Here is a 25,281-nt window from a genome sequence, read left to right on the forward strand (position 1 = left end):
ACTTTTTTCATGTCACTTTGCCAGAAAAAGCAAAAGAATTGACGACTCGACTGACTGATAATTTCCAGATTTTAAAACCATCATCTTGAAGTGAGATTGGTATATATTCACTGTTATCTCTATTCTAACTTCATTTTTTTACTGTAACAGAAAAAATCAGGCTAAATAGATTTTCATAATACTGAGAGTGTCAGATATTGGAGTTCCTTGCCCCGCACGGGGCAAGGAATACTCCTATCATTTTGAAACGCCATTTAGAATATGATTAAATAAAAACAAGAATATCTTTGTTTTTACAATGTCATACTAAGTTATAGTTACAAGCAAAATAGCTTGGCAGCTTTAAGTTTAGCGCCACCATCAGGTATTAAATTACAATAACTGTCGCATGTTGCCTTTACATCTTCATTAAAAATCTTACAGATGAACGCATTTGCGTTAGTTGTGATGATTGTTCCTACGAATAATGAAAGTATACAAGCAGCTAATTTTCTTTTCATGATATGTACCTCATAGAATTAGGGGTTAACATGAATAAAATCATAACGAAAATTATGTATAAACAGAGTTGACGTTAAAACTAGTATTGACGTCAACATGCCCATTTTTACAGGTGTTCTGTGTTTTTTACTATTGATTTTTTTATTGTATTGATATTTTATTTACGATTTTTTAACAATTTGTTTTTTACTGTTTTATGGGAAAAATGAGTGCAAAAGAGATAAGAAAAGTATTTTGGATGAATTTATTCTTAAATAACGTCAAGAAAATATTTTATTTCTTTGGTGATAATTTATGATGTTACTTTTTTATTTTGATTAAATGATTTTGGAAGGAATAATAATCCACTTGGTATACACCCAATGAATTTTAAGTTGTAGCTTGCAAGTCAATGTAATTGTTTATATCTCCCCGCGTAGCGGGGAGATATAAGGCGTATCTTGAAAGGCGATTGGTATAGAAAATAAATCAACAGTTAGAAAAATGCGGATAAATGTTTTTTCAGTCGTTGAATGTCTTGAGAAATTTGTGGGTTTTTTATCACATCATAACAAGCAAATGTTGGTATTGGAGACATACCTAAAAACTGGTTTGCCTTATGGAAAGGGTGGTAAACACTGTCAATACCTTTTCCTTCAAAAAATTGTTTGGGATCTTCAAATGACTCCAGTGGCGCATTCCAGGTTACCGAAAACATATAAGCCTTGCCTTGTATCAGGCCACCTGAACCATATTTTTTGCTAGGATCATCACGGGTTCGCCCATCATTCTTATACAAAGTACCGCGGCCAGTCTGGAAAATCTCATCGACATATTTCTTTAAAATCCACGGTGCTTCCATCCACCAACCCGGCATTTGGTAAATAATACGATCCGCCCAAAGAAATTTATTAACCTCTGCGGTGATGTCATAACCTTTATCTACATGCGTCACCTGAACTTTGTGACCGATCTCCGTCAGGTGCTCTTTGATAACTTCGGTTAAGGCATTATTCAGCTCTCCTTTCGATTCATCAAAAATTTTTGCTGAATTGATAACTAAAATATGACCCATAATGATCCTCTGTTTTATTCCTTTGATAAACTGAGGATTATCTTAGAACTGGTTTTGATTGAATGTATGCCTATTTATTGTCAATTATTGCCCAATGCTCCAGCAATATCTATTTTCTTCTCCTGGTGGCTTAGCCGAAACCGTTTCATATCTCGGCAGGGAGATTCACCAAACAGACGGCTATATTCACGATTGAATTGGGAAGTGCTTTCATAGCCAACCTGAAAGGCGGTCGTTGTCACATTGTGGCGTTGGGTCAGTAATATGCGCCTTGCTTCGTGTAAACGCAGCCATTTTTGGTATTGTAATGGGCTCATAGAAGTGACAGCCTTAAAGTGATGATGAAAAGAAGAGAGACTCATTTTGGCGATTTTGGCCAGTTGTTCGACTTTAACCGGATCAGCAAAGTGTTCTTTTAGCCATTGAATCGCATGGCTGATTTGATGGCTTGGGCTTTCCTGGGTAGCCATTTGTTGTAAACGTCCTCCCAACTCACTTTTCAGTAACCGATAGATGATTTCTTTATATATTAGAGGAAAAAGGGCGGGAATATCTTCCGGTGTGTTTAATATAGCCAATAGACGATTAAAACAGAGCAAAAGATCTGTTGTAGCAGAAGTCACGGCTAATCCACATGTATCCTGAGTTTGCTGCTTTATCGTGACCTTATTTTCAACCATTAATTTTGATGCTTCCTGAATATTCAGTTTTAACATCAAAGCAAAAAAGGGGGTTTCTTTGGATGCGGTGCAAATCTGGGTAATGGTGGGGATATTTGTCGAAGTTACTAAGAGTTGTTGGGGATCACAACAATATGAGCGATCACCAATCGTTACCCGTTTCGTCCCTTGGGCAATAACCATAATACTGGGATCATAGAGCCAACTAACTGGCTCGATTGGCTGTTCCAAATAGCAGAGTGTCAATTGAGGAATTGCTGTTTTTGCAGCGTGTGTATTGGGGGACGCTAACTTAGCTACTTTGCCAGCCAGTTGCTGTAGCTGGATTTCAATTTCTGTTCTATCGGGTTGTTGATTCGAGACACTCATTGTTCATTTCCTTACTTATATATACCAATCTAACTTCAAGATGCGTGTGATTTCATACCGTGTTGTCAATTGCAACTTGAAGTTTAATGCGTATCAAAGCCATGATTATTAGTGTGTTATGCAGCATATCCCTGAAAGGCAAATTATAAAAATAAAAAAATCCACGCAATTGCGTGGATTTTAATGAGTTTGTCAGCCTTCACGAATCATCCTGAGAGACTGTGAAACAACAAAAGCAAATTAGACGTTAAACAAGAAGTTCATCACATCGCCGTCTTTAACGATATAATCTTTCCCTTCAGCTCGCATCTTGCCCGCTTCTTTCGCCCCTTGTTCACCTTTGTAAGTGATGAAATCCTCAAACGAAATAGTTTGGGCACGGATAAAGCCCTTTTCAAAATCAGTATGGATTTTACCCGCCGCTTGTGGCGCGGTTGCACCCACAGGGATCGTCCAGGCACGAACTTCTTTCACGCCCGCAGTAAAGTAGGTTTGCAGGTTCAGCAATTGGTAGCCTGCACGAATAACACGGTTCAAACCTGGCTCTTCCAGACCTAATTCCGCCATAAATTCTTCGCGGTCAGCATCTTCCAACTCTGCGATATCGGCTTCTATTGCTGCACAAACGGGAACAACAACGGAGCCTTCTTTTTCAGCAATGGCGCGAACGGTATCAAGGTGTGGGTTATTTTCGAAACCGTCTTCATTGACGTTGGCAATATACATGGTTGGTTTCAAGGTCAGGAAGCTCAGGTAACGAATAATCGCTTTCTCTTCCGCACTCAGGTTTAAAGCGCGCAGCATACCTGCTTGTTCAAGGTGTGGAAGGCATTTTTCTAAGACTTCCAGTTCCGCTTTAGCGTCCTTATCACCACCTTTGGCTTTCTTCTGTATACGATGGATAGCGCGCTCGCAGGTATCCAGATCCGACAGCGCCAGTTCTGTATTGATAACTTCAATATCAGAGGAAGGATCAACCTGACCAGAAACGTGGACAATGTTGTCGTTTTCAAAGCAGCGTACTACATGGCCGATCGCTTCTGTTTCACGGATGTTGGTCAGGAATTGGTTACCTAAGCCTTCACCCTTTGAAGCACCTTTTACCAGACCGGCAATATCGACGAACTCCATAGTGGTTGGCAGGGTGCGTTGTGGTTTAACAATCTCAGCCAACTGTTCGAGACGTGGATCTGGCATCGGCACAACACCTGTATTTGGCTCGATAGTGCAGAACGGGAAGTTTGCTGCTTCGATACCTGCTTTGGTCAGCGCATTGAATAATGTAGATTTCCCAACGTTAGGCAGGCCAACGATACCGCATTTGAATCCCATATATTTATCACCTTAAATCACTTATATACGTATTAAACTTCAAGTTGCAATTGACAACACGGTATGAAATCACACGCATCTTGAAGTTAGATTGGTATAAACCAACAAGAATAGGCTTGTCGGTCAGTTTACAAAATTGGCGCTATTATACACGCAATAGCCCGATGCGCCATGCACTGCCAGTTAAGCGCTGGCTTTAAAGGCATGTAGGCGATTAATAGCCTTGCTCATGCCATCTTGAATCAGGATGTCAGTACAGCGCAACGCTTCATCTATGGCATCGTCAATCAGTTTTTGTTCGCTGGCAGGTGGCTTGCCAAGGACGAAGCCTACGACTTTGTTTTTATCACCTGGATGACCAATACCGATACGCAGACGGTGGAAGTTAGGGTTATTTCCGAGTTTATTTTGAATGTCTTTTAGGCCATTATGACCGCCATTGCTGCCACCGAGTTTCATTTTTGCCATGCCCGGCGGCAGATCCAGCTCGTCATGTGCAACCAAGATTTCATCCGGCTGGATACGATAAAATCCAGCCAGGGCAAGAACGGATTTACCACTAAGGTTCATAAAAGTGGTGGGTACCAGTAAACGAATATCTTGCCCATTCATGTTAATACGGGCGGTATAACCAAAAAATTTACTCTCTTCTTTTAAGGGTTGGTTATGGCGTTGCGCTAACAAATCAACAAACCATGCTCCGGCGTTATGTCTGGTCTGTGCATATTCGGCTCCAGGGTTTGCCAGGCCAACGATTAATTTTATGTTACTCACGGTTTAATTTCGCTTATTAGCAATAGAACAAAAGGAGATTAGTTTACCTATCTCACGGCTTGAGTACAAAACTCATTTAAATAGCGTTTCAAAATGATAGGAGTATTCTTTACCCCGCGTGGCGCGGGGTAAAGAACGCCAATATCTGATATTCTCAGTATTATGAAAACCTATTTAACAAAGATTATTCTAATGGAATGTAAAAAATTAGGTTTAAATTTGTACAGCTTGTGATCGCCACCGCAATAACCTTTCATATGATAAGTCTATAATTAATTTTGAAGAAGATGTCTGCTTTCGTGCTTTTGCGTTCGTTGTATTTGCAAATTAGCGTTCACAAAAAGTATTGGAGGTTGGTTATGAAACGTAAAAGGTCTTTTATTTTTGGTAATATTCTTATGGGAGCAGGAATGGCGGCAATGTTCATTAGCTTAGCTTATGTATTGCTTAGCCATATCTTTAATTTTGGTCTTTCGGAATTTTTGACAAGCCTTTCATTAATGGGATTGTTTGTTGGGGCATTTATTTGGCTGGTAGGAGCCAGTATTGGCGGCCGAGAACGGGTTACTGATAAATATTGGTGGCTGAAGAATTACGATGAACGTTATTGCCGTAAAAAACAGCGACATTCGTGATTATTTTAGATAAGGCGGTTATGGTTATCGCCTTATCCATATTTGTTAAATGTTCAGTGTATACCCATCTCACTTCAAGATGCATATTGTTTCTCCCCGCTTTGCGAGGAGAAACAATGAGTTATGTTGTCTTATAATGAGCAACTTGAAAGGTAACGCGTATATTAAAAATTGACATTGAAACCGAGGTTGAAATAGTAGTCATGATTCGGTTCATTATCATTTTTTTCATGTGATACGGCGGCAAATGCGCGAAAGTCATTGGTCAGATTGGCATTAACACCGACTGTATATTGGATATGATCTCTATTTTGTTTCTCTCCCTGTTGGACGAAACTTGTTTTGGTCGCATTGATCGCGCTGCGAAGGGTATAGCGTTCATCATCGAATTGATGATTGAACAGAATAGAGGCATAAGGATTGAAACGGCCTAGTTTGGTATCTACGCGCCAACCCACCGAGCCAACTTTGGAATGATAATTTTGAGCGGCAAAATGCATAGAGGTGCTGTTGTTACCTGTTTCACGATAACCATCAATATCGCCTTTATCCCAGGAATATTGGATGATTGGGCTGGTGGTCAGGTAAGGCGTAATAGGGATATTCCAGCCTGCTGCAATCTGCCAACCCCACTGTCTACCCATCGTTGAACCTGATTCCCTGCGAGTGGCTTGACCAAGCTGGATGGAGCGTGACAGATTGTCGTAATTGGTCCGTGAATAATGAACATCACCGTTCAGCCATCCATTACCATAATAGTTCCAGAGTGTGTAAGCAGTTATGACATGACCAATAGCAGCATAGTTGAAATTAGGTGTTGCATTTTGTTCATCTTTATAACGTGAAATTGTGGCGCCTAATAGTAAATTATCCGTCAGTTGATAATCACTACCCAATGTAATGGTATTATTGTGATTGCCGGTATAACCGGCAAATACACCAATTTTACCTTTGGCCTGATGATTATTGCGAAGTTGTTGCAGGTGACCTTCAAGTGAGCTTAGCGCAGTTGTGGTTGAGGTGCGGTTGATGTGGTTCAACGCCATCACTTGTAAAGGGGCGTTGTAAATTGACATAATGTACTGGCCGATGACTTTGTGTGCGTAAGGGGTTGGGTGGAGGTCATCGGAAAATAAGTAGGGTTGGCTCTTATCAAAGCCAGGCTGGGAAGAAAAACACAGATCAGCCCTTGTACCTTGTGGACAGGCATAACCAAGGGTATTAGCAATACCATAAATGGTCGGATTCTCAATAACTTCCCTTAAGAGATGATTGACATCGGCACGCAGGATATTGCCGTTAATGAGTTGATTCTCTTCGTTTTGGTTAAATTCGTCGGAAAATTGGGATGCAGTTTTACTGGCATTATCATAAGCGTCAAGCAATTGGCGGTAAATTTCTTTTGCTGCTTCTGGGTCTTGGGGAGAAGCGCCTTCAGCAATCTTTTTAAAAACTTCCTGGAGAATTTTGTTTCTGATTTCCTTATTCGGTGTGGGATATTTATTGATGGCTTCGTGAGCTTGTTTCAGAATTTGGGCGATTTTGCCATCAGGTATTTTGCTTTTTTTTAAAGCGCCTCGAAGCACGGCTTCCATAATTTGGGGTGTTGTCCCAATATCGGGGACATTAGGTACAATAATTAAACCCGCGCCAGCCTTAATGAGTTGATTGATTTGCGATGCTGCGGATGCAGAACTATCATTGATACGATGTTGCGCTGCTTTTTCATCGCCTTTCGCTAAATCTTGCAAAGCGTCCTTTACATCGTTTCCTCCTACCCAATGTATGTACAAACCATTTGGATCAGCCCGTCCAGAGTGTGCTTGTAAATAGTCATCAAGCTGTTTCTTTGTTGGGGGCATAAAAGCATCCCAGAAAGGATCACCAGAACCGTTAGCGGTTGCTCCTCCATAGGCATAATTGGTTCCATCTTTCTTAGAGGGTATTATTTTTTTGCCAGTAAGGTTTCGGGCTATGTATTCATCATATAGCTCGGTGTCTTTGCCATCTGTTGTAAATCTGCCGTTATTCCCGCCATCACTTAAGCTATCCCCGAAAACATATACATTGTTATAGGCATAGGCATTTGTCATGAGGTTAACGAATAGTGCGGTCGTGGCTGATACTAAAAAGAGTGTTGTCTTCATGTAGTTCTCCTGAAAAAACAGCGCATTATTTTCATGCCAGCCAAAACACCTTGATTTAAAAGGGCATTTGCTCATTTCTCTTCGGTTAATGGCTGATTTTCTGATTGTTTCAGTTCGATACTACTTGCAATTGCATATACAAAAATTAAACAGAACGTTAACGTTTGCGTGATAATTAAACAAAAACGCAAGGCAGTCATTTTGCCTTGCGTCCCTTAATAAATGTTTTCTTAGAAACTTGCGTTGATACCTAAGCTGAAATTGTAGCTAGGATCTTGGCTATTGCCGTCATTGCGGGTAACGGAAGCAAACCCGCGCAGGTTATTGATCAGGTTTGCGTTCACGCCGACAGTATATTGACGCCAGTTTGTACTTTGTTTATCACTTTTCATTACAGCAGAAGCGTGACTGCTATCGGTGTTCATAAAGCTGCGCAGTTTGTTGCTTGTATCACCAAATTGGTGATTAAACTGGACAGAAGCGTAAGGATTGAAACGGCCTAGTTGAGTATCCACGCGCCATCCCAGGGTGCCAACTTTAGAGGTGTAGTCTTGATCACCAAAATGCATGGAAGTGCTATTGTTACCGGATTCACGGTAGCCATCGATGTCACCTTTATCCCAGGCATACTGGATGATTGGGCTGGTGGTCAGATAATGAGTAACAGGGATATCCCAACCGGCGGTAATGCGTGCACCCCACTGTTTACCTGTGGTAGAGCCGATTTCTCTGCGTGTCGCTTCGCCAAGCTGGATGGTACGAGTCAGGCTCTCATAATTGGTGCGAGAATAATGGAAGTCTCCGCTTAACCAACCATTATTGTAGTAGTTCCACAATGTATACGCTGTCAGAACATGACCACGGCCTGCATAAGAGAAGTCAGCAATAGGTGAGCGCTCCTCTTTATAGTTAGAGTACATTGCACCCAATAGCAGGTTATCGAGCAATTGATAATCGCTACCCAGTGTAAAGGTTTTATCTTGGTTACCGGTGTAGCCACCAAAGACACCGACTTTACCTTGTTCGTTGCCACCGTTACGCAGTTGTTGCAGGTGACCATCAAGGGAAGATAGGGCACTTTTAACGGAGGCACGGTTGACCTGAGTCAGTGTCATTACTTGTGATGGGGCAATATAGATAGAGGTAATGTATTGGCCCATTATCTTCTGTCCCAACGGTGTTGGGTGGAAAGAATCAGAGAATAGAGATTGGTATTCGGCAAATCCACTCATATTGGCGGAACATTCATTGATCTTCACGCCATATGGGCAAGCATAACCTAATGTATTTTGGATACCATAAACCGTAGGGTTGGCGATCACTTCATTCAACAATCCATTGATGTCAGCACGCAAAATATTGCCGTTTTTTGTGTCAATGAGTTTGCTGACTTGCTCATTGTATGTATCAGTGAGTTTTGATGCCTCTGCACTTGCCTGATTGTAGGCAGCGAGAAGTTTTTCATATTTTGCTTCTACTTCATTTGGCGATAATATTTCTATAATTTTTTTCAACGTACCTTCGAGAATTAGGCGGCGATATTCTTTATTAGGAGTGGTAAAAGTATTAATACCATCATGGACGGATTTTAATCCGCCATGAATTGTTTGATTAATAGCTTCTTTTTGTTTTTCAGATAGTTCTTTGTAATCTGCCGGAGTCAAAACCTGAGTCAGCACTGTTTCTAAAAATCTGGGAGTCGTGCTCACATCAGGAACCGTTGGAACAATAACTAATCCCGCACCTTGTTTGATAAGTTGATTAATTTGATTTGCAGTTGCGGTAGCACTGGAGACGACAACCCCAGCAGCAACTTTTTGACGTTCTTGTGGATCTTTTTCTTTTGCGGCGTCTTCCAATGCTTGAGCAATATCGTTACCACCGACCCAATGAATATAGATACTGTTAGGATCAGCTTTTCCATCTTGGCTATTAAGGTATCTATTTACCTGCTCTTGCGTATTAAACTTATAGTTAATCGCCATCGCCCCACCTTGGGCATAATTAGTTCCACCGTTCTCTCTGGATGGAATGAGCGTTGTGCCTGTAATGTGTTGAGTAAAATACTCAACATATAACTGGCTTGTCGCACCATCTGTGGTATAGCGTCCGTTATTTCCGCTATCACTTAAGCTATCTCCAAAAACATAGACCCGATCATAAGCATGGGCGGTAGAAACGGCATTGATTGAAAGCGCTAGCAGTGCAGGTGTAAATAAAAATGCCTTTTTCATTGGCACTCTCCTTAAAAAGTAGTTTTTGCTATTAATCAACATCTTGTCTTTAGAAAAGCTGGTTTTTGGGCGAAAAGCATCCCGCAACTCTTCCTCAGTAGGTTAGAGATGTTGATATGTTTAATATTGAGATAAACCCATATAAGACAGCTGACTTATTGGTAACGGCTGCCTACGATTAATTATGGTTTCAGGTTATTGAACTTCCATGTTGCTTTGCATTTTTTATGGATACTGGGATCTTAAAAAATTCAACGCCTAAGTACGTACATAAAATAACCAATCGAAAATTATCCTTTTCATCCCTGGATCTTGATAGCTTATCTATTAGAATAATTTATTTTTTTAGAAAAGAAATAATACCTGTTTTCCGATACTGTTGTGTGATGTAAAGAAGTAAAACCAGCGCCATTAAGCGTGCGACAGGTTAGCAGTAACCATTCAATGACACCAGTATTGTTAGAATGTTAGGAACTGGACGTACCAGATGGATTGAAATGTTTATGGGGCATTAATATTAGATTATATGGCTATTTAATCGTTTTATTTTATTGGGCGAAATTTAAGATCTTATGTCAATTTATTGATAATTTTACTTATTTTTGGAATGGTACTATTTTTAATTGTTATTAATTCGAATTGAAATCATTAGCTAAATATATTAAAAAAACAGAAAACCCCGCTGCTGCAAATGCAGCAACGGGGTTTTTAAGGCAATGATTTATTTAATCACTTGAATAAGTTAGCGCTCAATATTGACGCTAAAACTTAAACATTAATGCTCAAACATCGCAGAGATTGATTCTTCATTGCTGATACGGCGAATGGCTTCAGCCAGCATACCAGACAGTGTCAAAGTGCGAACTTTGTTCAACGCCTTAATCTCATCAGACAGAGGAATTGTGTCACAGACTACAAATTCATCGATCACTGAGTTCTTGATGTTTTCCACTGCATTGCCAGAGAAAATAGGGTGGGTTGCATAAGCAAACACCCGTTTCGCTCCGCGCTCTTTCAATGCCTCAGCCGCTTTACACAGTGTGCCACCTGTATCGATCATGTCATCGACCAGAACGCAATCACGGCCAGCAACATCACCAATAATATGCATCACTTGAGAAACGTTTGCACGTGGGCGACGTTTATCGATGATAGCCATATCTGTATCGTTCAGCAGCTTGGCAATCGCACGGGCGCGAACAACACCACCAATATCTGGAGAGACAACAATGGGGTTTTCCAGCTCTTTCTGGAGCATATCTTCCAGAAGAATTGGGCTACCAAATACATTATCAACCGGAACATCAAAGAAACCTTGGATCTGCTCGGCGTGTAGGTCAACAGTGAGAACACGGTCTACACCAACGCTGGACAGAAAATCAGCAACAACTTTTGCAGTGATAGGTACACGTGCCGAACGGACACGGCGATCCTGACGGGCATAACCGAAGTAAGGAATAACAGCGGTAATACGACCAGCAGAAGCACGACGTAGCGCATCGACCATAACAACTAATTCCATCAGGTTGTCGTTGGTTGGTGCACAGGTAGACTGGATGATGAAAACATCACCGCCGCGTACATTTTCATTGATTTGAACACTGACTTCACCGTCGCTAAAACGACCGACAGCAGCGTCTCCCAGGTTAGTGTACAGGCGGTTGGCAACACGTTGTGCTAGTTCAGGTGTGGCATTACCAGCAAAAAGCTTCATATCGGGCACGAGAAAAACCTCAGGCTTGCGTCCAGAGAGATATTGTTGACCAATCAAACAAATATTGCTTATTGGTTCAATAACATGGGTATCCCAGAGCGGAATGTATGCAAGGGAGAAATGTTAACGCCACGCGCAACAAAACCCTGCATCCACTCTGGAGTTTCATTTAACACCTTACGGGCCGATGCTTCTGATTCGAACTCGCCGAAAACACATGCACCGGTTCCGGTCAGGCGTGACGGTGCGTATTCTAACAGCCATAAAAGAAGCTGTTCAACCTCACGAAAACGTTTTCTTGCGATTGGTTCACAATCATTTGCAAATGGTGCCTGTAATAATGCGGGCAGAGCGCGAATCGGAGAATTTCTTTTTAATTCAGGATCTGTGAAGATTGTCGGGGTTGATATTTCAATTCCAGGGTGGGCAACCAAAAACCACTTTTCTTCCGGTGAAGCAGGCTGGAGCTTTTCTCCAATACCTTCGGCAAAAGCAGCATGGCCTTTGACAAAGACAGGAACGTCTGCCCCAAGGCATACGCCAAGCTGTGCTAATTCATCATCGGACAGATTGGCTTGCCAATGGTGATTGAGGGCAATTAATACCGTTGCCGCATTGGAAGAGCCGCCTCCTAAACCTCCGCCCATTGGCAGACATTTATCAACGTGAATATCGGCTCCCAAATGTTCGGTGACAGATTGAATATCCACATTGAGATTCGGTACTGCACGTTTTTGTAATAGATGGTTTTGCAATAATCGAGCGGCCCGCACGATCAAATTGTCATCATGAGCGACACCTGTAACCGAAGTCAGTAAGCGGATTTGATTATCTCGACGCGGTGAAATGGTGATTTCATCGCCATAATCTAAAAATTGAAACAGGGTCTGCAGTTCGTGGTAGCCGTCAGGCCGCTGCCCTGTGATATACAAAAATAAATTCAATTTTGCCGGAGAAGGCCAGGTTAAAGTCATTATTGAATCGTCCAGTTATCCATCTTTAATTTTATGCGGTTGTTTCCTTGCGTAAGCTCCAGTCGGGTGGGTAAGGCTGGCGTGATCGTTGTATCGTATCCTTGATAATTTACGCACCAAATTTCACCCTTTTTTTTGTCACTGACGGATTTAAGCAGGTAGTTTGCATCTAACTGAAAATTTTTGGCATTACCAGGCAAACCGATGATCCAACTTCTTAGATTATCCAGAGGAATATTCATATTGGTCAGTTGGTAAATTAAAGATTCGGGTTTATCACTGAGATATTTTTTACCATTATTGTCAGTGATCTGGATCATATTCGGTTCGACGAACAATTCCAATTCTGTTGTACCCAATGGATTGAGTAACAGTAACTTATAATTGTCAGGTGAATATTGTTGCCAGAAAAATCGGGCGTACACTTTTTTTTCATCTGCCAGATAAGCGAAAGAACCTCGGGTTTGGTAATGCCCTAATTTTTGCAGTTGCTGTTCACGGGCGTGCCATTGTGGTGTATCTGCTGATCCCGTACCCATAGGGGGTTGCGTGATTGTACAGGCAGTCAGTAAAACACCGGAGAGGGGAAGTAAGCGAAAAAAAACAGACATTTTCATACGGTAACCCTTGGTAGTAAGAGAGCTTGGCATTTTGTCGATTATAAATATGACAATTTAAAGCGTGCTACCCAAGTTTATAATCATAGAGGGTAATTTAACGAAAGTTCGCTGAGAATTCTCGAATAAAATTATCGCATAATCACCTGATTGACTTTTATTGCACAGATGCATCAAGTAGAATGCTCGACCAATGAGAGTCCTTATGAAGGGTGTGAGTTTATGAGAATAATTATCAATATCATCATAGTCTTGCTTCCCGTGATAACTCAATGTAGTTAAGATGACTTTATTAGCACTCGGTATCAACCATAAAACAGCGCCTGTTTCTTTACGTGAGCGGGTGGCCTTTTCTCCTGACACGCTAGGATTAGCGCTTGATGACTTGCTCCAGCAACCCCTGGTGCGAGGTGGCGTCGTACTGTCTACCTGCAACCGTACAGAACTTTATCTCAGCGTTGAACAGCAGGGTAATTTAAAAGAACAGTTAATTAATTGGCTATGCAAATATCATCAGCTTAACCCTGATGATTTGGCAGGCAGCCTCTATTGGTATTTAGACAATGAAGCCGTCAGCCATTTAATGCGCGTTGCAAGCGGCCTGGATTCCCTGGTATTAGGGGAACCGCAGATTTTGGGACAGGTGAAAAAGGCTTTTTCTGAGTCGCAAAATTATCAATCTTTGTCGAGTGAACTGGAACGCTTATTCCAAAAATCTTTCTCGGTGGCTAAACGGATCAGAACAGAAACAGAAATTGGCGCCAATGCCGTTTCTGTCGCATTTGCGGCCTGTACACTTGCGCGGCAAATTTTCGAATCCCTTTCCCAACTTAATATCCTGCTGGTGGGCGCGGGGGAAACGATTGAACTGGTTGCCCGTCATCTAAAAGAGCATGGCGTAAACCACATGATGATCGCCAACCGGACAAAAGAGCGGGCACAGATGCTTGCCAGTGAAGTCAATGCCGAAGTCATTTCCCTGCCGGATATCGATACCCGATTGGCTGAAGCGGATATTGTCATTAGTTCTACGGCCAGCCCATTACCGATCATTGGCAAAGGTATGGTCGAAAGGGCATTGAAATTACGTCGTAACCAACCCATGTTGCTGATTGACATTGCCGTTCCTCGCGATATTGAACCAGATGTGGAAAAATTGAGTGATGTTTATCTGTACAGCGTGGATGATTTACAGGCTATCATTCAGCAAAATCTTGCCCAACGTAAAGCTGCGGCAGTGGTTGCGGAAGGGATTGTGCAACAAGAAAGCAGCTATTTCATGGATTGGTTGCGTTCTCAAGGCGCTGTTAATACAATTCGCGAATATCGAGAGCAGGCAGAGAAAATTAGGGCTGAGATGACGGCAAAGGCATTGATGTCCATAAGGCAGGGTGCTGATGCTGAACAGATCATTAACCAATTGACCTACCAGTTGACGAATCGTCTGATCCATACACCGACTAAATCTCTCCAACAGGCTGCCAGTGATGGCGATTTGGAACGCCTGAATCTATTACGGGACAGCCTTGGGCTGGATCATAACTAACCCTATTCTTAATAAGGTCTGATATTACGAATGAAGCCTTCTATTGTCGCTAAATTGGAAGCACTACAAGAACGCCATGAAGAAGTGTTGGCTCACCTCGGTGATGCTGAAGTCATTGCTGATCAAGAGCGTTTTCGCGCATTATCAAAGGAATATGCTCAACTGACGGATGTGACTAACTGTTTTAAAGCCTGGAAAAGCGTTCAGGATGATATTGAAACAGCCGAGATGATGCTTGATGATCCCGAAATGCGGGAAATGGCGCAGGAAGAACTCAAAAGCGCAAAAATTCGTAATGAAGAGTTGGAACAGCAATTGCAATTGTTGTTATTACCGAAAGATCCGGATGATGAACGCAACTGTTTCCTTGAAGTTCGTGCCGGAACGGGGGGGGATGAAGCTGCGATATTTGCCGGAGATTTATTCCGTATGTATAGCCGTTATGCTGAATCCCGTCGCTGGAAAGTGGAACTCATGAGTGCCAATGAAGGTGAACATGGCGGATATAAGGAAGTGATTGCCAAAATTTCTGGTGAGCAAGTTTATGGACACCTGAAATTTGAGTCTGGTGGTCATCGTGTCCAGCGAGTGCCGGAAACAGAATCCCAGGGGCGCATTCATACTTCTGCGTGTACGGTAGCTATTCTGCCTGAAATCCCGGAAGCGGAATTGCCGGATATTAATCCAGGCGATCTGAAAATTGATACTTACCGCTCTTCCGGCGCGGGCGGGCAGCACGTCAACACCACTGACTCCGCCATTCGAATTACCCACTTGCCGACGGGGATTGTTGTAGAGTGTCAGGATGAGCGTTCACAGCACAAGAACAAAGCCAAAGCGATGTCTGTGCTTGCTGCGCGTATCCGTGCCGCTGAGATGCAAAAGCGTCAGGAGGCTGAGGCTTCTGAACGCCGTAACTTGCTTGGCTCCGGTGACCGTTCAGATCGCAACCGCACCTATAACTTCCCACAGGGGCGCGTTACCGACCACCGTATCAACCTGACGTTATACCGTCTTGAAGAAGTGATGGAAGGCAAACTGGATATGCTTATCCAACCTATCATTACTGAATACCAAGCAGACCAATTATCCGCATTGTCAGAGCAGGATTGATGAATTATCAACATTGGCTCCGACATGCAGCTATGCAGTTGACTGAAAGTGACAGCCCTAAGCGTGATGCAGAAATTCTGTTGCAACACGTAACAGGGCGTTCCCGCACTTACTTAATTGCATTCCATGAGACACCAATTTCCCCAAAAGAAGTTAGCCAGCTTGAGACCTTGCTGGCTCGCCGCATCCAGGGTGAACCGATTGCTTATATTGTGGGGGAGCGTGAATTTTGGTCGCTGTCCCTGACTGTATCACCAGCAACGTTAATCCCGCGTCCTGATACGGAATGCCTGGTTGAAAAAGCCTTGGAACTATTGCCTGTATCATCGGCACAAATTCTGGATCTTGGCACGGGAACAGGGGCAATTGCATTGGCGCTGGCAAGTGAGCGGCATGATTGCTATGTCACTGGGGTGGATATCAACCCTGATGCAGTCGCGTTGGCAAGACATAATGCTGCCAGAAACGCGGAAAAATTGTCTGTTCACAATGTGAATTTTCTGCAAAGTGAGTGGTTTTCTGCGGTTGGGGAAAGACAATTTGATATGATTGTCAGTAATCCTCCCTATATTGATGAGCTTGACCCTCATCTGCGCGAAGGAGATGTCAGGTTTGAACCAGCCACTGCATTGATCGCTGCACAAAATGGCATAGCAGATTTGCAGACAATTATAGAGCAGGCTCGCCACTTCCTGTTACCAAACGGATGGCTATTATTGGAACATGGCTGGAAACAGGGAATCGTTGTCAGAAACCTATTTTTGGAAAAAGGTTATCAACAGATAGCAACTTTTCAGGATTATGGTGGTAACGAACGTATCACGGTAGGTCAATGGAATAAAGATGAAAACCATAGTTAATTATGAATTCAATAATGCTTCCCTGATAGATGGTATTATTCTGGTAACACGGGCCATTCGTCCTGATTTCCCCCACACAATGGTGACTGAGCAATTAACGGTATTGCTTGAAGAAGCGCGCCAAAAACTTTCCTCTATTACTGACACCAAAGCAAAATTACACGCATTATTGATGCTGTTTTATCGAGAGTGGAAATTTGGTGGTGCGAATGGGGTGTATTGTTTATCTGATACCTTGTGGTTGGATAATGTATTGCGTTCACGCCAAGGTGCTCCCGTCACATTGGGAACGATATTTACCCATATAGCTCAGGCGCTGGCATTGCCCGTACAGCCTGTTATATTTCCGACACAGTTAATTTTACGGGTTGATTTGGCTGATGAGCCGACATGGTTTATTAACCCGATGAATGGCGATACGCTCAACGAACATATCCTTGATGTCTGGTTGAAAGGTAATATTGGCCCGATGGTTCGTTTAGAAAATAAGGATTTACAGGAAGCCGATAATAACGGCATTGTGCGAAAAGTGACTGATATTATCAAAGTTTCCTTAATGGAAGAGAAAAAAATGGAGTTGGCATTAAAGGCCAGCGAAGTCGTGCTGATGTTCGATCCCGAAGATCCATATGAAATCCGCGACCGAGGACTAATTTATGCGCAACTCGATTGTAATCACATTGCTGTTTCAGATTTGAGTTATTTTGTCGAACATTGCCCTGAGGACCCGATCTCAGAAATGATAAAAATGCAGATTAACACCATTGATCAGAGAGCGATCATTCTCCATTAAAGGTGTTATCCAATCCAACTTGCAAATCAATGTGATTGTTTATATATCCCCCGCTACGCGAGGAGATATAAGACGCATCTTGAAAGACGATTGGTATATAAGGCAGCATTTCCTTGCTCCTTATTTATTTTTATAGATACAGCAAATTATTTGTCCTTAACAAGAGAAGGTATAAACATGCAACAGAAAGTGGTTAATATTGGTGACATCAAGGTCGCAAATGATCTGCCTTTTGTACTGTTTGGTGGAATGAATGTCCTTGAGTCACGGGATTTGGCCATGCGTATTTGTGAACACTATGTGACCGTAACGCAAAAACTGGGCATTCCTTATGTTTTTAAGGCGTCTTTTGATAAGGCTAACCGTTCTTCGATCCACTCCTATCGCGGGCCAGGTCTGGAAGAGGGTATGAGAATCTTCCAAGAGCTGAAACAGACTTTTGGCGTGAAAATCATCACGGATGTACATGAACCCGTACAAGCCCAACCTGTTGCAGAGGTGGTTGATGTTATCCAGCTTCCTGCTTTCCTTGCCCGCCAGACTGATTTGGTTGAGGCGATGGCAAAAACGGGCGCAGTTATCAATGTCAAAAAACCGCAGTTCGTTAGCCCAGGGCAGATGGGGAATATTGTTGAAAAATTTAAAGAAGGTGGTAACGATCAGGTAATACTGTGTGATCGTGGCAGTAATTTTGGTTATGACAACCTGGTCGTCGATATGTTGGGCTTTGGTGTCATGAAACAGGCAACCCAGGGTTCGCCAGTGATTTTTGACGTTACTCACTCATTGCAATGCCGTGATCCATTGGGTGCGGCTTCCGGCGGTCGTCGTACGCAAGTGTCAGAGCTGGCTCGTGCTGGTATGGCGGTAGGAATTGCCGGTTTGTTCCTTGAAGCTCATCCTGATCCAGAAAATGCAAAATGTGATGGCCCATCAGCATTACCATTGGCAAAACTGGAGCCATTCCTGATGCAGATGAAAGCCATTGATGATGTAGTGAAAAGTTTCCCAGAGCTGGATACCAGCAAATAATCACGGGATCTGTTTGGTTTTTTGATAATGCGGTTACAGAAATATTGCCCTGTGACCGCCTGTTTTTTTACACATTATCTTTAATAAATAATCTTTTACCAGGAAAGTCAATTAATACTGCATATTGATTGAAAAAGTTATTTCCAATTAATCCATCCGCATTTAAGTGATTAAAATCTCCATCAACCAGTAGTGAATTTAGTTCTATTTTTTTAATCCCTTCCTCTATTGATTTTTGCCATAAGAATATTAGACCAAATAATATTCTTATCTGGAGATTTAGGCTAAATAGGTTTTCATAATACTGAGAGTATCAGGTGTTGGTATTCCTTACCCCGCGCGGGGTAAGGAATACTCCTATCATTTTGGAACACTATTTAGTTTATTTCTTGTAGTGCATTGGATAAAGTGGCATAAAAGCTCAATTGCCCTTTAATCGGTTCGACTTTGGCTCGTGCCAGCGTTTTCAAAGGCTGGAAGGAGATATCGCACACAACGAGATGTTTCTCTTTTCCCATTTCCCGAACGAATGCTTGAAAAGCATGTAGTCCACCAGCATCCAGAACCGGAACCGCATCCCACTGCATAATAATAGTGTGATAATCGGTGCCTTGTTCTTTCAGTTCAGCAAAAATACGCTCTGCGGCTGCGAAAAACAGAGGACCATTAATTCGCACAACCAACAAACCGGTATCATTATTCGTTGCGGGAGAAACGCTGATTCGTGTCATATTGGCAATTTTGCGCATAAACAGTAGTGAAGCCAGCACAATGCCTATCGTGATTGCTACTACCATATCAAACAGCACCGTTAATGACATACACAGCAACATCACGATGATATCGTCTTTGGGGGCACGGCGGATGAGATCCACAACCTTATGGGCTTCGCTCATATTCCACGCCACAATCAACAAAATAGCTGACATAGCGGCAAGCGGTAAATAAGAAAGTATTGGGGCAAGAACCAGCAGTGCCAACAATACCAGCAGGGAGTGAACGACAGCGGCAATTGGTGAGGTTGCTCCTGCCCGCACATTGGCGGCTGAGCGAGCGATAGCCGCAGTTGCGGTGATCCCGCCAAAGAAGGGGGCGACAATATTACCCATTCCCTGACCGATTAATTCACTGTTGGAATGATGTTTTTTTCCGGTCATGCCATCAAGAATAACGGCGCACAACAGGGATTCAATTGCGCCTAACATTGCCATAGAAAATGCAGCGGGCAGTAATGCTGATATTGTATTCCAGTTAATATCAAGAGAATGAGTATCAGGTAATTGCCACGGCAGGACAAATTGGGGAAGAATGGGGGGAATACCTTGGCCTTGTGTACCTTCTTCCAGCGTATAGCTAAATGACGAACCAATTGTTGCCACATCATGACCTAACAGATGCATGATCCCCATGATACCTGTACCTGCTATTAAAGCGGGTAAGTGACCTGGTAACTTTATCCTGAGTTTTGGCCAGAAAATCAGTACCAGCAGGGTTGTTAAACCAATAAGGGTATCGCTCAGTTGTAATGAAGGAAACGCTTGGGAGAGGGCAATCACCTTATTAATATAATTTTCCGGTACATGGTCTAATTTCAGGCCGAAGAAATTTTGCACTTGCATAGTAGCGATGGTAATGGCAATACCAGAAGTGAATCCAAGCGTAACAGAGAGTGGAATATACTCAATCAACCGGCCTAATCGCGCTAATCCCATGATAAGCAGAATAATGCCTGACATGAGCGTGGCAATGAGCAAACCACTGAGGCCAAATTGTTGCGATACAGGATAGAGTATCACCACAAAAGCCGCTGTTGGGCCGGAAACGCTATAGCGTGATCCTCCGGTCACAGCAATAATCATGCCGGCAATGGCCGCAGTATACAGGCCGTATTGTGGTGCAACACCACTACCGATTGCCAGAGCCATTGCCAGTGGGATAGCAATAATTCCCACGGTGATACCAGCAATTATGTCTTTGATAAGACGCTGAAAAGAGTAAGTTTCTTTCCAACAAGCGTCAATAAGCGCACTAAATGGACGTATTCCCTTAATTTTACGAGTATTCATTTAATTGAGAACCAAAAAATAAGATGGCAAATGATGAGCTGAAAAAAGTTATGCCAGCATATCGCTTTTATCAGCTCAGAAAAGTGTTATATGTCAAAAAGTTAACTAATTTTACTTATCCGTTTTTGGAAAATGCGTTTTCTAAATTATTTTAGTACAAGTTTTATCGATGGTGAAATTGCATCGAAGTTATTAAAACAGTCAGATAATTGTTGGATTACACTTATATACGCATTAAACTTCAAGTTGCCATTTACAACACGATATTAAACCTGATTTCTCCCCGCTTCGCGGGGAGAAATCACACGCATCTTGAAGTTAGATTGGTATATTTGGGCTTTTAAAGTCTAAGACTAAATGATAAAAATAAAGAGAAGAAAATATAACGTTTAACAAAGAATTATTAGGCTAATACTTATGAAGAAACAATACCAATGGTTAAAAATTGTTCCTCTTGTTTTTGGTTTTTTACTCTTGGCGTGTGATGAAGACAATTACAGTTTTAAATTACGTGAAGATGATTATGCGGAAGCACATAATAAATTCAAAACTCAAATTGTTGATAACAGTTTTGTTGGTGATGGACAACCGGCTATACCGCCAAAAGATATTTTTTCGTTAATATATTATCCTGCTGAAGATGGAAACATGGCTGCTTTTCTTAGCACACCTCCAGTCGATAAGACTAAAAAATATCCGGCGATAATTTGGTTAACAGGAGGATATGGCGGCATTGGCAATGATGACTTTTTCTGGTCTGAGCACTCTGCTGATAATGATCAATCAGCTTCATCATTTAGACGTGATGGATTGGTATTAATGATCCCTAGTTTTAGGGGAGAAAATGCCAACCCAGGGCGTTATGAAATGTTTTATGGTGAGTTGCGTGACATTGAATCAGCGAGACAATATCTAACCAAGTTACCTTATGTTGATCCAAATCGAATTTATTTGGCTGGACACAGTACTGGTGGTACGCGATCATTGTTAGCTAGCGAGTATTCCAAAGGATTTAGAGCAGTTTTTTCGCTGGGTGGTATTCCTGACTTACGTTTACGTATTAATTATGGGCCTATTCCTGTTACAGTTCCTTTTGATCAGAATGATCCCAACGAATTTGAACTTCGTTCTCCCAGAACTTTTCTAAAATCTATAAAAACTCCTACTTTCTATTTTGAAGGAGAATATGCTTATTGGGATGAATTTGATGAAGTCAAAGAGATTGCTTCAAACAAAGGTATTCCTTTATATATTTATCGCATTAAAAACGGTGATCATTTTAATATTATTAGGCCATTGAACAACCTTATTGTGGAAAAAATATTAAATGATAAGGGAGAGAAAGCAAACATTGAATTTAATGAAAACGACTTTCTAAAGATCCAATATAATCTTTCAGCATCAAACTAACTGGTTAATTTCTACGCCTCTGAGGAGGCGTTAGTGATAATAAATCAATTTTCAATGTGGACTTTCTTGGCAATCGATACAGTAAAAATCCCCCAGTTATCCGTTAATTGATACTGTTTTTCAAAACCAGCTGCTTCTACTAATGCGTCCATTTCACCTTGGGTACGTCGTCGCATGATCCACGGCTGATTTTCGCGATGACTGGAAAGAACGCGGGCGATCATTTCAAGTTGTGGGTGCCAAGGCTGTCCGGTATATATCAGATACCCCTTTTCGGCGATCGCATCAGCAAGACCACGCAGGGAATTTTTAATTAACGTATTGTCAGAAAATAGTTCATAAAGACCGGAAACTATGCCCAGAGTTGGTGTGGGGGAAATGGTTGTAATACTTTCAGCATCAAAAGCGTCACCGAATACAAAACGGATTTTATCGGTAAGATTACGCTCTTCAATATAAGTTTGGCCCTGATTAACATTAATTTCGCTGTAATCCCTTAACAAAATAGAGTCAATTTTGCTGAAGTCGTTGATCGCATCAAAAATGTAGCGTCCATGTCCGGCCGCGATATCGACAATATGAATCGGTTGGTTTTGTTGATGTAGATGGTGAATCGCTTGGCGGATTAAGGTTTCCATATTGATTTTACGCTGTCGTATGCCGCGCCAGCCAATATTGCCTCTGAGATATTGCTGATCGACTAACCGTCCCCAAATTCCTTGACCTTGTGGTTGATTGCGATAGACATAATCCAGCGTGGAGCCAGAATCAAAACCTGTTTCAAGGCCGATACGAATACCTTCAGAAGCTTTGCCCCAGCGTGTATTCATTGCCTTACGCATTAATTTATAGCTGAGATTTTTAGGGCACCAGCCGGGTAATGGATGAGATAGAGTACGAAACTCATCGGCTGTGTGGCTCCAGATATCTTCATTGCTGTAATCATGTTGGTAACGTGGAACAGAAAAAATACGATCAATAAAAGTACGTATTTTGTCGAAGACGAAATGGCGATTTTTTTCGCCCAGCGTATCGTGGTAAAACCCCGCCATAACATGTTTCTCTTTAATCGGGGTATTCAATTGTTGGTAGAATTGGTGTTGGGGTTTATGGTTCACCACATAGTCATTACCAGAAATAAACAGTTGTGTCGGTAAAGTAATGGCGCTGGCATCTTTCACCACACGTTTTGCCGTTTGATAAAGTTCTAGCAGAATATTGACGGCAATTTCGCGGGTAATCAGGGGATCACGGTCATAAGATGCGATACGCGCCTCATCGTGAGTCAGGAATTTCGCTTTTACATAAGAATTGACGAAGAAAACTCCCCGTACTTTCTGCATCAATCGCAATCCTTGCACTGCAAAGGGAACATATAATTTGATATCGAACGCAGGAGCTGCAAGTATCATAGCGCGGATTTTTGGCGCATAATCATGTACCCAGGCGGACACTAACACAGCTCCAACACTCTGACCAATGACCACGATATTTTCCATTGCGATATGGTAATTGGCAGCAATAAACCTGACAAATTCATCAACATCTCGAATAGAACGGCCCATTGATGGACTATAACCGCGCAACCCTTCTGTTTTTCCGTGTCCACGAGCATCCCATGCAAACATTGGCACATCAGGAAGATTGAGTTCATCAACAACATGCTGAATTCTTCCCGAATGTTCATGGCCTCGGTGAAAAATAATAATTGCTTTTTCTGCCTTATCCTGCGCCTGGGGCCAATAACGATAAAACAGGGCGGTTTGATCTGATGTGGTAAAATAATGTTCTTCGGCAATGCGTTGATTTAATGTTTGTGTTTTCGACGTGGGTGTTTTTGCTAAGAGTGTCATGTTAATGCCTTATTTGGATTATGGTTGTTCAGTCGGTTTGATATCATGCAAGGCTTTGACAACACGCTGATAGCAAGTTATCAGGAGTAAAATAATCATGATGGGGAATAAATAATGGCTCCAGCTTAAGGTTGAAGGAAAAAGTGCGATTATCAATCCATAAGCACCGAAGATAAAAGCGCGGTCACTTTTTCCCATTGGGCCATCATAGCGCCGTGATGCACCAATCGTTAGTGCCAGAACACCGATAAATTCTGTTAGGATAGCCAGAAATAAGCACATCAATAGACTGACATTGTTGACATTAGGTAAAAAATAGAAGGGGAGATAGAGTGCAATATCGGAAATCACATCTCCAAGTTCATTATAAATAGCCCCCAAATGAGATTTTTGGTGATATTCTCGTGCCAACATACCATCAATGGCATTGAGTGCCATACGAATGAAAAGAAAAATAGGCAGTAGCCAATAGAAACGGGTAGAAGGAAACAGGCTCAACAGTAGGCCAACAGCGATCGACAAGAACATCGCACTTAACGTGACTTGGTTGGCAGTGAACCCATATTTTTGTAGAGAAATTACGAGAGGGCGTAATAGGTTTTGGAAATGTGGTTTTAGATTATAGATGGTCATCTTACCCTAAGTCCTTTATAGGCCAAACTGATATCACTAAATAGGTTTTCATAATACTGAGAGTATCAGATGTTGGAGTTCTTTACCCCGCGCGGGGTAAGGAATGCTCTTATCATTTTGAAACGCTATTTAGAATAAATAACAGAAAAGCGTGAACAAATAAAATAGATTTTGTTTAGGATTTCTCTCCGCGAAGCGGGGGAGAAATCAATGGGTTAAGTTAAGGATATGATAAATTGTCTAGAGCACAACGTTTGCTAACTCTGATGGAAATATTACGTAGTTATCACTTTCCCGTACAGGGCAAAGTATTGGCGCAGAAATTGAAAATTAGTTTAAGGACAGTTTATCGGGATATTGCGACCTTGCAGGCTCAAGGGGCAAATATTGAGGGAGAAGCGGGTATCGGTTATGTCTTACGGCCGGGATTTGTCTTACCTCCATTAATGTTAACGCAAAATGAGATAGAAGCCTTGGCATTAGGGGCTAGTTGGGTGACTAGACGTGCCGACTCACAATTAAAAGCATCTGCCAATAGTGCAATCAATAAAATTGCCGCCGTGATCCCAACAGAACTCAAACAATATCTTGAGGAAAATGCATTATTAATTGGGCCTGTCGCTACAGAAATTGTGCCTTCTGTTGATATTTCGCAAATACGGCAAGCGATCAGTCATCGGCATAAAATCACTTTCACTTATTTAGATCTGAAAAACAATCAATCAACCAGAACAATATGGCCATTTGCATTGGGATATTTTGAGAATATCAGTATTGTTATTGCTTGGTGTGAATTAAGAAAAACATTTCGTCATTTCAGATCGGATAGAATGCGTCATTTGAAGATCGAACAACGGTGTTATCCCCGTTCAAGACAGTCTTTACTTAAAGAATGGCGGGAAACAGAAAAAATATCGCGTTAGCTGCTGACAAAAACTGTCACA

At 42.0% G+C, this 25,281-nt stretch carries 21 protein-coding genes; 8 read left to right on the forward strand and 13 right to left on the reverse strand.

Annotated elements, in window-relative coordinates; translation table 11 throughout:
- Positions 1–317 precede the first annotated feature (317 nt).
- From IQ211_RS07635 to pth, 5 genes are all read right to left on the reverse strand, one after another.
- Complete coding sequence (locus IQ211_RS07635) at positions 318–500, reverse strand: hypothetical protein (protein WP_189759997.1); 183 nt, start codon at positions 498–500, stop codon at positions 318–320.
- 476 nt (positions 501–976) lie between these two features.
- Positions 977–1,555 (reverse strand): NAD(P)H-dependent oxidoreductase, encoded by a 579-nt coding sequence (locus IQ211_RS07640; protein ID WP_189759996.1) that lies wholly within the window; start codon positions 1,553–1,555, stop codon positions 977–979.
- A gap of 80 nt (positions 1,556–1,635) precedes the next feature.
- Positions 1,636–2,604 (reverse strand): AraC family transcriptional regulator, encoded by a 969-nt coding sequence (locus IQ211_RS07645; RefSeq protein WP_189759995.1) that lies wholly within the window; start codon positions 2,602–2,604, stop codon positions 1,636–1,638.
- A gap of 240 nt (positions 2,605–2,844) precedes the next feature.
- Positions 2,845–3,936, reverse strand: coding sequence for a redox-regulated ATPase YchF (ychF, locus tag IQ211_RS07650; RefSeq protein WP_189759994.1), 1,092 nt, complete (start codon positions 3,934–3,936; stop codon positions 2,845–2,847).
- A gap of 183 nt (positions 3,937–4,119) precedes the next feature.
- Positions 4,120–4,710, reverse strand: a complete 591-nt coding sequence (gene pth / locus IQ211_RS07655) for an aminoacyl-tRNA hydrolase (RefSeq protein WP_189759993.1) — start codon at positions 4,708–4,710, stop codon at positions 4,120–4,122.
- 359 nt (positions 4,711–5,069) lie between these two features.
- Here pth and ychH point away from each other — a divergent pair, with 359 nt between their 5' ends.
- Positions 5,070–5,345 (forward strand): stress-induced protein YchH, encoded by a 276-nt coding sequence (gene ychH, locus IQ211_RS07660; protein ID WP_189759992.1) that lies wholly within the window; start codon positions 5,070–5,072, stop codon positions 5,343–5,345.
- Between the two features lie 164 nt (positions 5,346–5,509).
- Here the strand turns inward: ychH and IQ211_RS07665 are convergent, their stop codons facing one another.
- From IQ211_RS07665 to lolB, 5 genes are all read right to left on the reverse strand, one after another.
- Positions 5,510–7,492, reverse strand: coding sequence for an autotransporter outer membrane beta-barrel domain-containing protein (locus tag IQ211_RS07665; protein WP_189759991.1), 1,983 nt, complete (start codon positions 7,490–7,492; stop codon positions 5,510–5,512).
- A 230-nt stretch (positions 7,493–7,722) separates the two neighbouring features.
- Positions 7,723–9,726 carry an autotransporter outer membrane beta-barrel domain-containing protein gene (locus IQ211_RS07670; RefSeq protein ID WP_189759990.1) on the reverse strand — a complete coding sequence of 668 codons (2,004 nt, stop codon included), beginning with the start codon at positions 9,724–9,726 and terminating at the stop codon, positions 7,723–7,725.
- Between the two features lie 775 nt (positions 9,727–10,501).
- Positions 10,502–11,449 (reverse strand): ribose-phosphate diphosphokinase, encoded by a 948-nt coding sequence (gene prs, locus IQ211_RS07675; RefSeq protein ID WP_120211349.1) that lies wholly within the window; start codon positions 11,447–11,449, stop codon positions 10,502–10,504.
- A 59-nt stretch (positions 11,450–11,508) separates the two neighbouring features.
- Positions 11,509–12,414 (reverse strand): 4-(cytidine 5'-diphospho)-2-C-methyl-D-erythritol kinase, encoded by a 906-nt coding sequence (gene ispE, locus IQ211_RS07680; RefSeq protein WP_189759989.1) that lies wholly within the window; start codon positions 12,412–12,414, stop codon positions 11,509–11,511.
- Entirely contained in the window at positions 12,414–13,031 is a 618-nt protein-coding gene (gene lolB, locus IQ211_RS07685) for a lipoprotein insertase outer membrane protein LolB (protein WP_189759988.1), read from the reverse strand. The genes ispE and lolB overlap by 1 nt, the downstream gene beginning before the upstream one ends.
- A gap of 283 nt (positions 13,032–13,314) precedes the next feature.
- Here lolB and hemA point away from each other — a divergent pair, with 283 nt between their 5' ends.
- From hemA to kdsA, 5 genes are all read left to right on the forward strand, one after another.
- Positions 13,315–14,577: a glutamyl-tRNA reductase gene (gene hemA / locus IQ211_RS07690; RefSeq protein WP_189759987.1), complete on the forward strand. Its 1,263-nt coding sequence runs from the start codon at positions 13,315–13,317 to the stop codon at positions 14,575–14,577.
- Positions 14,578–14,607: 30 nt separating this feature from the next.
- Positions 14,608–15,690 carry a peptide chain release factor 1 gene (prfA, locus tag IQ211_RS07695; RefSeq protein ID WP_189759986.1) on the forward strand — a complete coding sequence of 361 codons (1,083 nt, stop codon included), beginning with the start codon at positions 14,608–14,610 and terminating at the stop codon, positions 15,688–15,690.
- Positions 15,690–16,550: a peptide chain release factor N(5)-glutamine methyltransferase gene (prmC, locus tag IQ211_RS07700; RefSeq protein ID WP_189759985.1), complete on the forward strand. Its 861-nt coding sequence runs from the start codon at positions 15,690–15,692 to the stop codon at positions 16,548–16,550. Before prfA ends, prmC begins: the two co-directional genes overlap by 1 nt.
- The gene (gene sirB1 / locus IQ211_RS07705) at positions 16,534–17,343 is read left to right on the forward strand and encodes an invasion regulator SirB1 (protein ID WP_189759984.1); all 810 of its coding nucleotides are present in this window, start codon (positions 16,534–16,536) and stop codon (positions 17,341–17,343) included. The genes prmC and sirB1 overlap by 17 nt, the downstream gene beginning before the upstream one ends.
- Positions 17,344–17,520: 177 nt before the next feature.
- Positions 17,521–18,375: a 3-deoxy-8-phosphooctulonate synthase gene (gene kdsA / locus IQ211_RS07710; RefSeq protein WP_189759983.1), complete on the forward strand. Its 855-nt coding sequence runs from the start codon at positions 17,521–17,523 to the stop codon at positions 18,373–18,375.
- Between the two features lie 377 nt (positions 18,376–18,752).
- Here the strand turns inward: kdsA and dauA are convergent, their stop codons facing one another.
- On the reverse strand, positions 18,753–20,441 hold the full coding sequence (gene dauA, locus IQ211_RS07715) for a C4-dicarboxylic acid transporter DauA (protein ID WP_189759982.1): 1,689 nt from the start codon (positions 20,439–20,441) through the stop codon (positions 18,753–18,755).
- A 417-nt stretch (positions 20,442–20,858) separates the two neighbouring features.
- Here dauA and IQ211_RS07720 point away from each other — a divergent pair, with 417 nt between their 5' ends.
- Positions 20,859–21,851 carry an alpha/beta hydrolase family protein gene (locus tag IQ211_RS07720; protein WP_189759981.1) on the forward strand — a complete coding sequence of 331 codons (993 nt, stop codon included), beginning with the start codon at positions 20,859–20,861 and terminating at the stop codon, positions 21,849–21,851.
- Positions 21,852–21,895: 44 nt separating this feature from the next.
- Here the strand turns inward: IQ211_RS07720 and IQ211_RS07725 are convergent, their stop codons facing one another.
- Together IQ211_RS07725 and IQ211_RS07730 are read right to left on the reverse strand one after the other, a co-directional pair.
- Positions 21,896–23,704 (reverse strand): bifunctional alpha/beta hydrolase/class I SAM-dependent methyltransferase, encoded by a 1,809-nt coding sequence (locus IQ211_RS07725; protein WP_189759980.1) that lies wholly within the window; start codon positions 23,702–23,704, stop codon positions 21,896–21,898.
- A gap of 18 nt (positions 23,705–23,722) precedes the next feature.
- On the reverse strand, positions 23,723–24,337 hold the full coding sequence (locus IQ211_RS07730) for a CDP-alcohol phosphatidyltransferase family protein (RefSeq protein WP_189759979.1): 615 nt from the start codon (positions 24,335–24,337) through the stop codon (positions 23,723–23,725).
- Positions 24,338–24,573: 236 nt separating this feature from the next.
- Here IQ211_RS07730 and IQ211_RS07735 point away from each other — a divergent pair, with 236 nt between their 5' ends.
- Entirely contained in the window at positions 24,574–25,260 is a 687-nt protein-coding gene (locus IQ211_RS07735; RefSeq protein WP_189759978.1) for a helix-turn-helix transcriptional regulator, read from the forward strand.
- The last annotated feature ends 21 nt before the right edge of the window (positions 25,261–25,281 follow it).

The organism is Xenorhabdus griffiniae (genome assembly GCF_015163655.1).
In the GTDB taxonomy this organism is placed as follows: domain Bacteria; phylum Pseudomonadota; class Gammaproteobacteria; order Enterobacterales; family Enterobacteriaceae; genus Xenorhabdus; species Xenorhabdus griffiniae.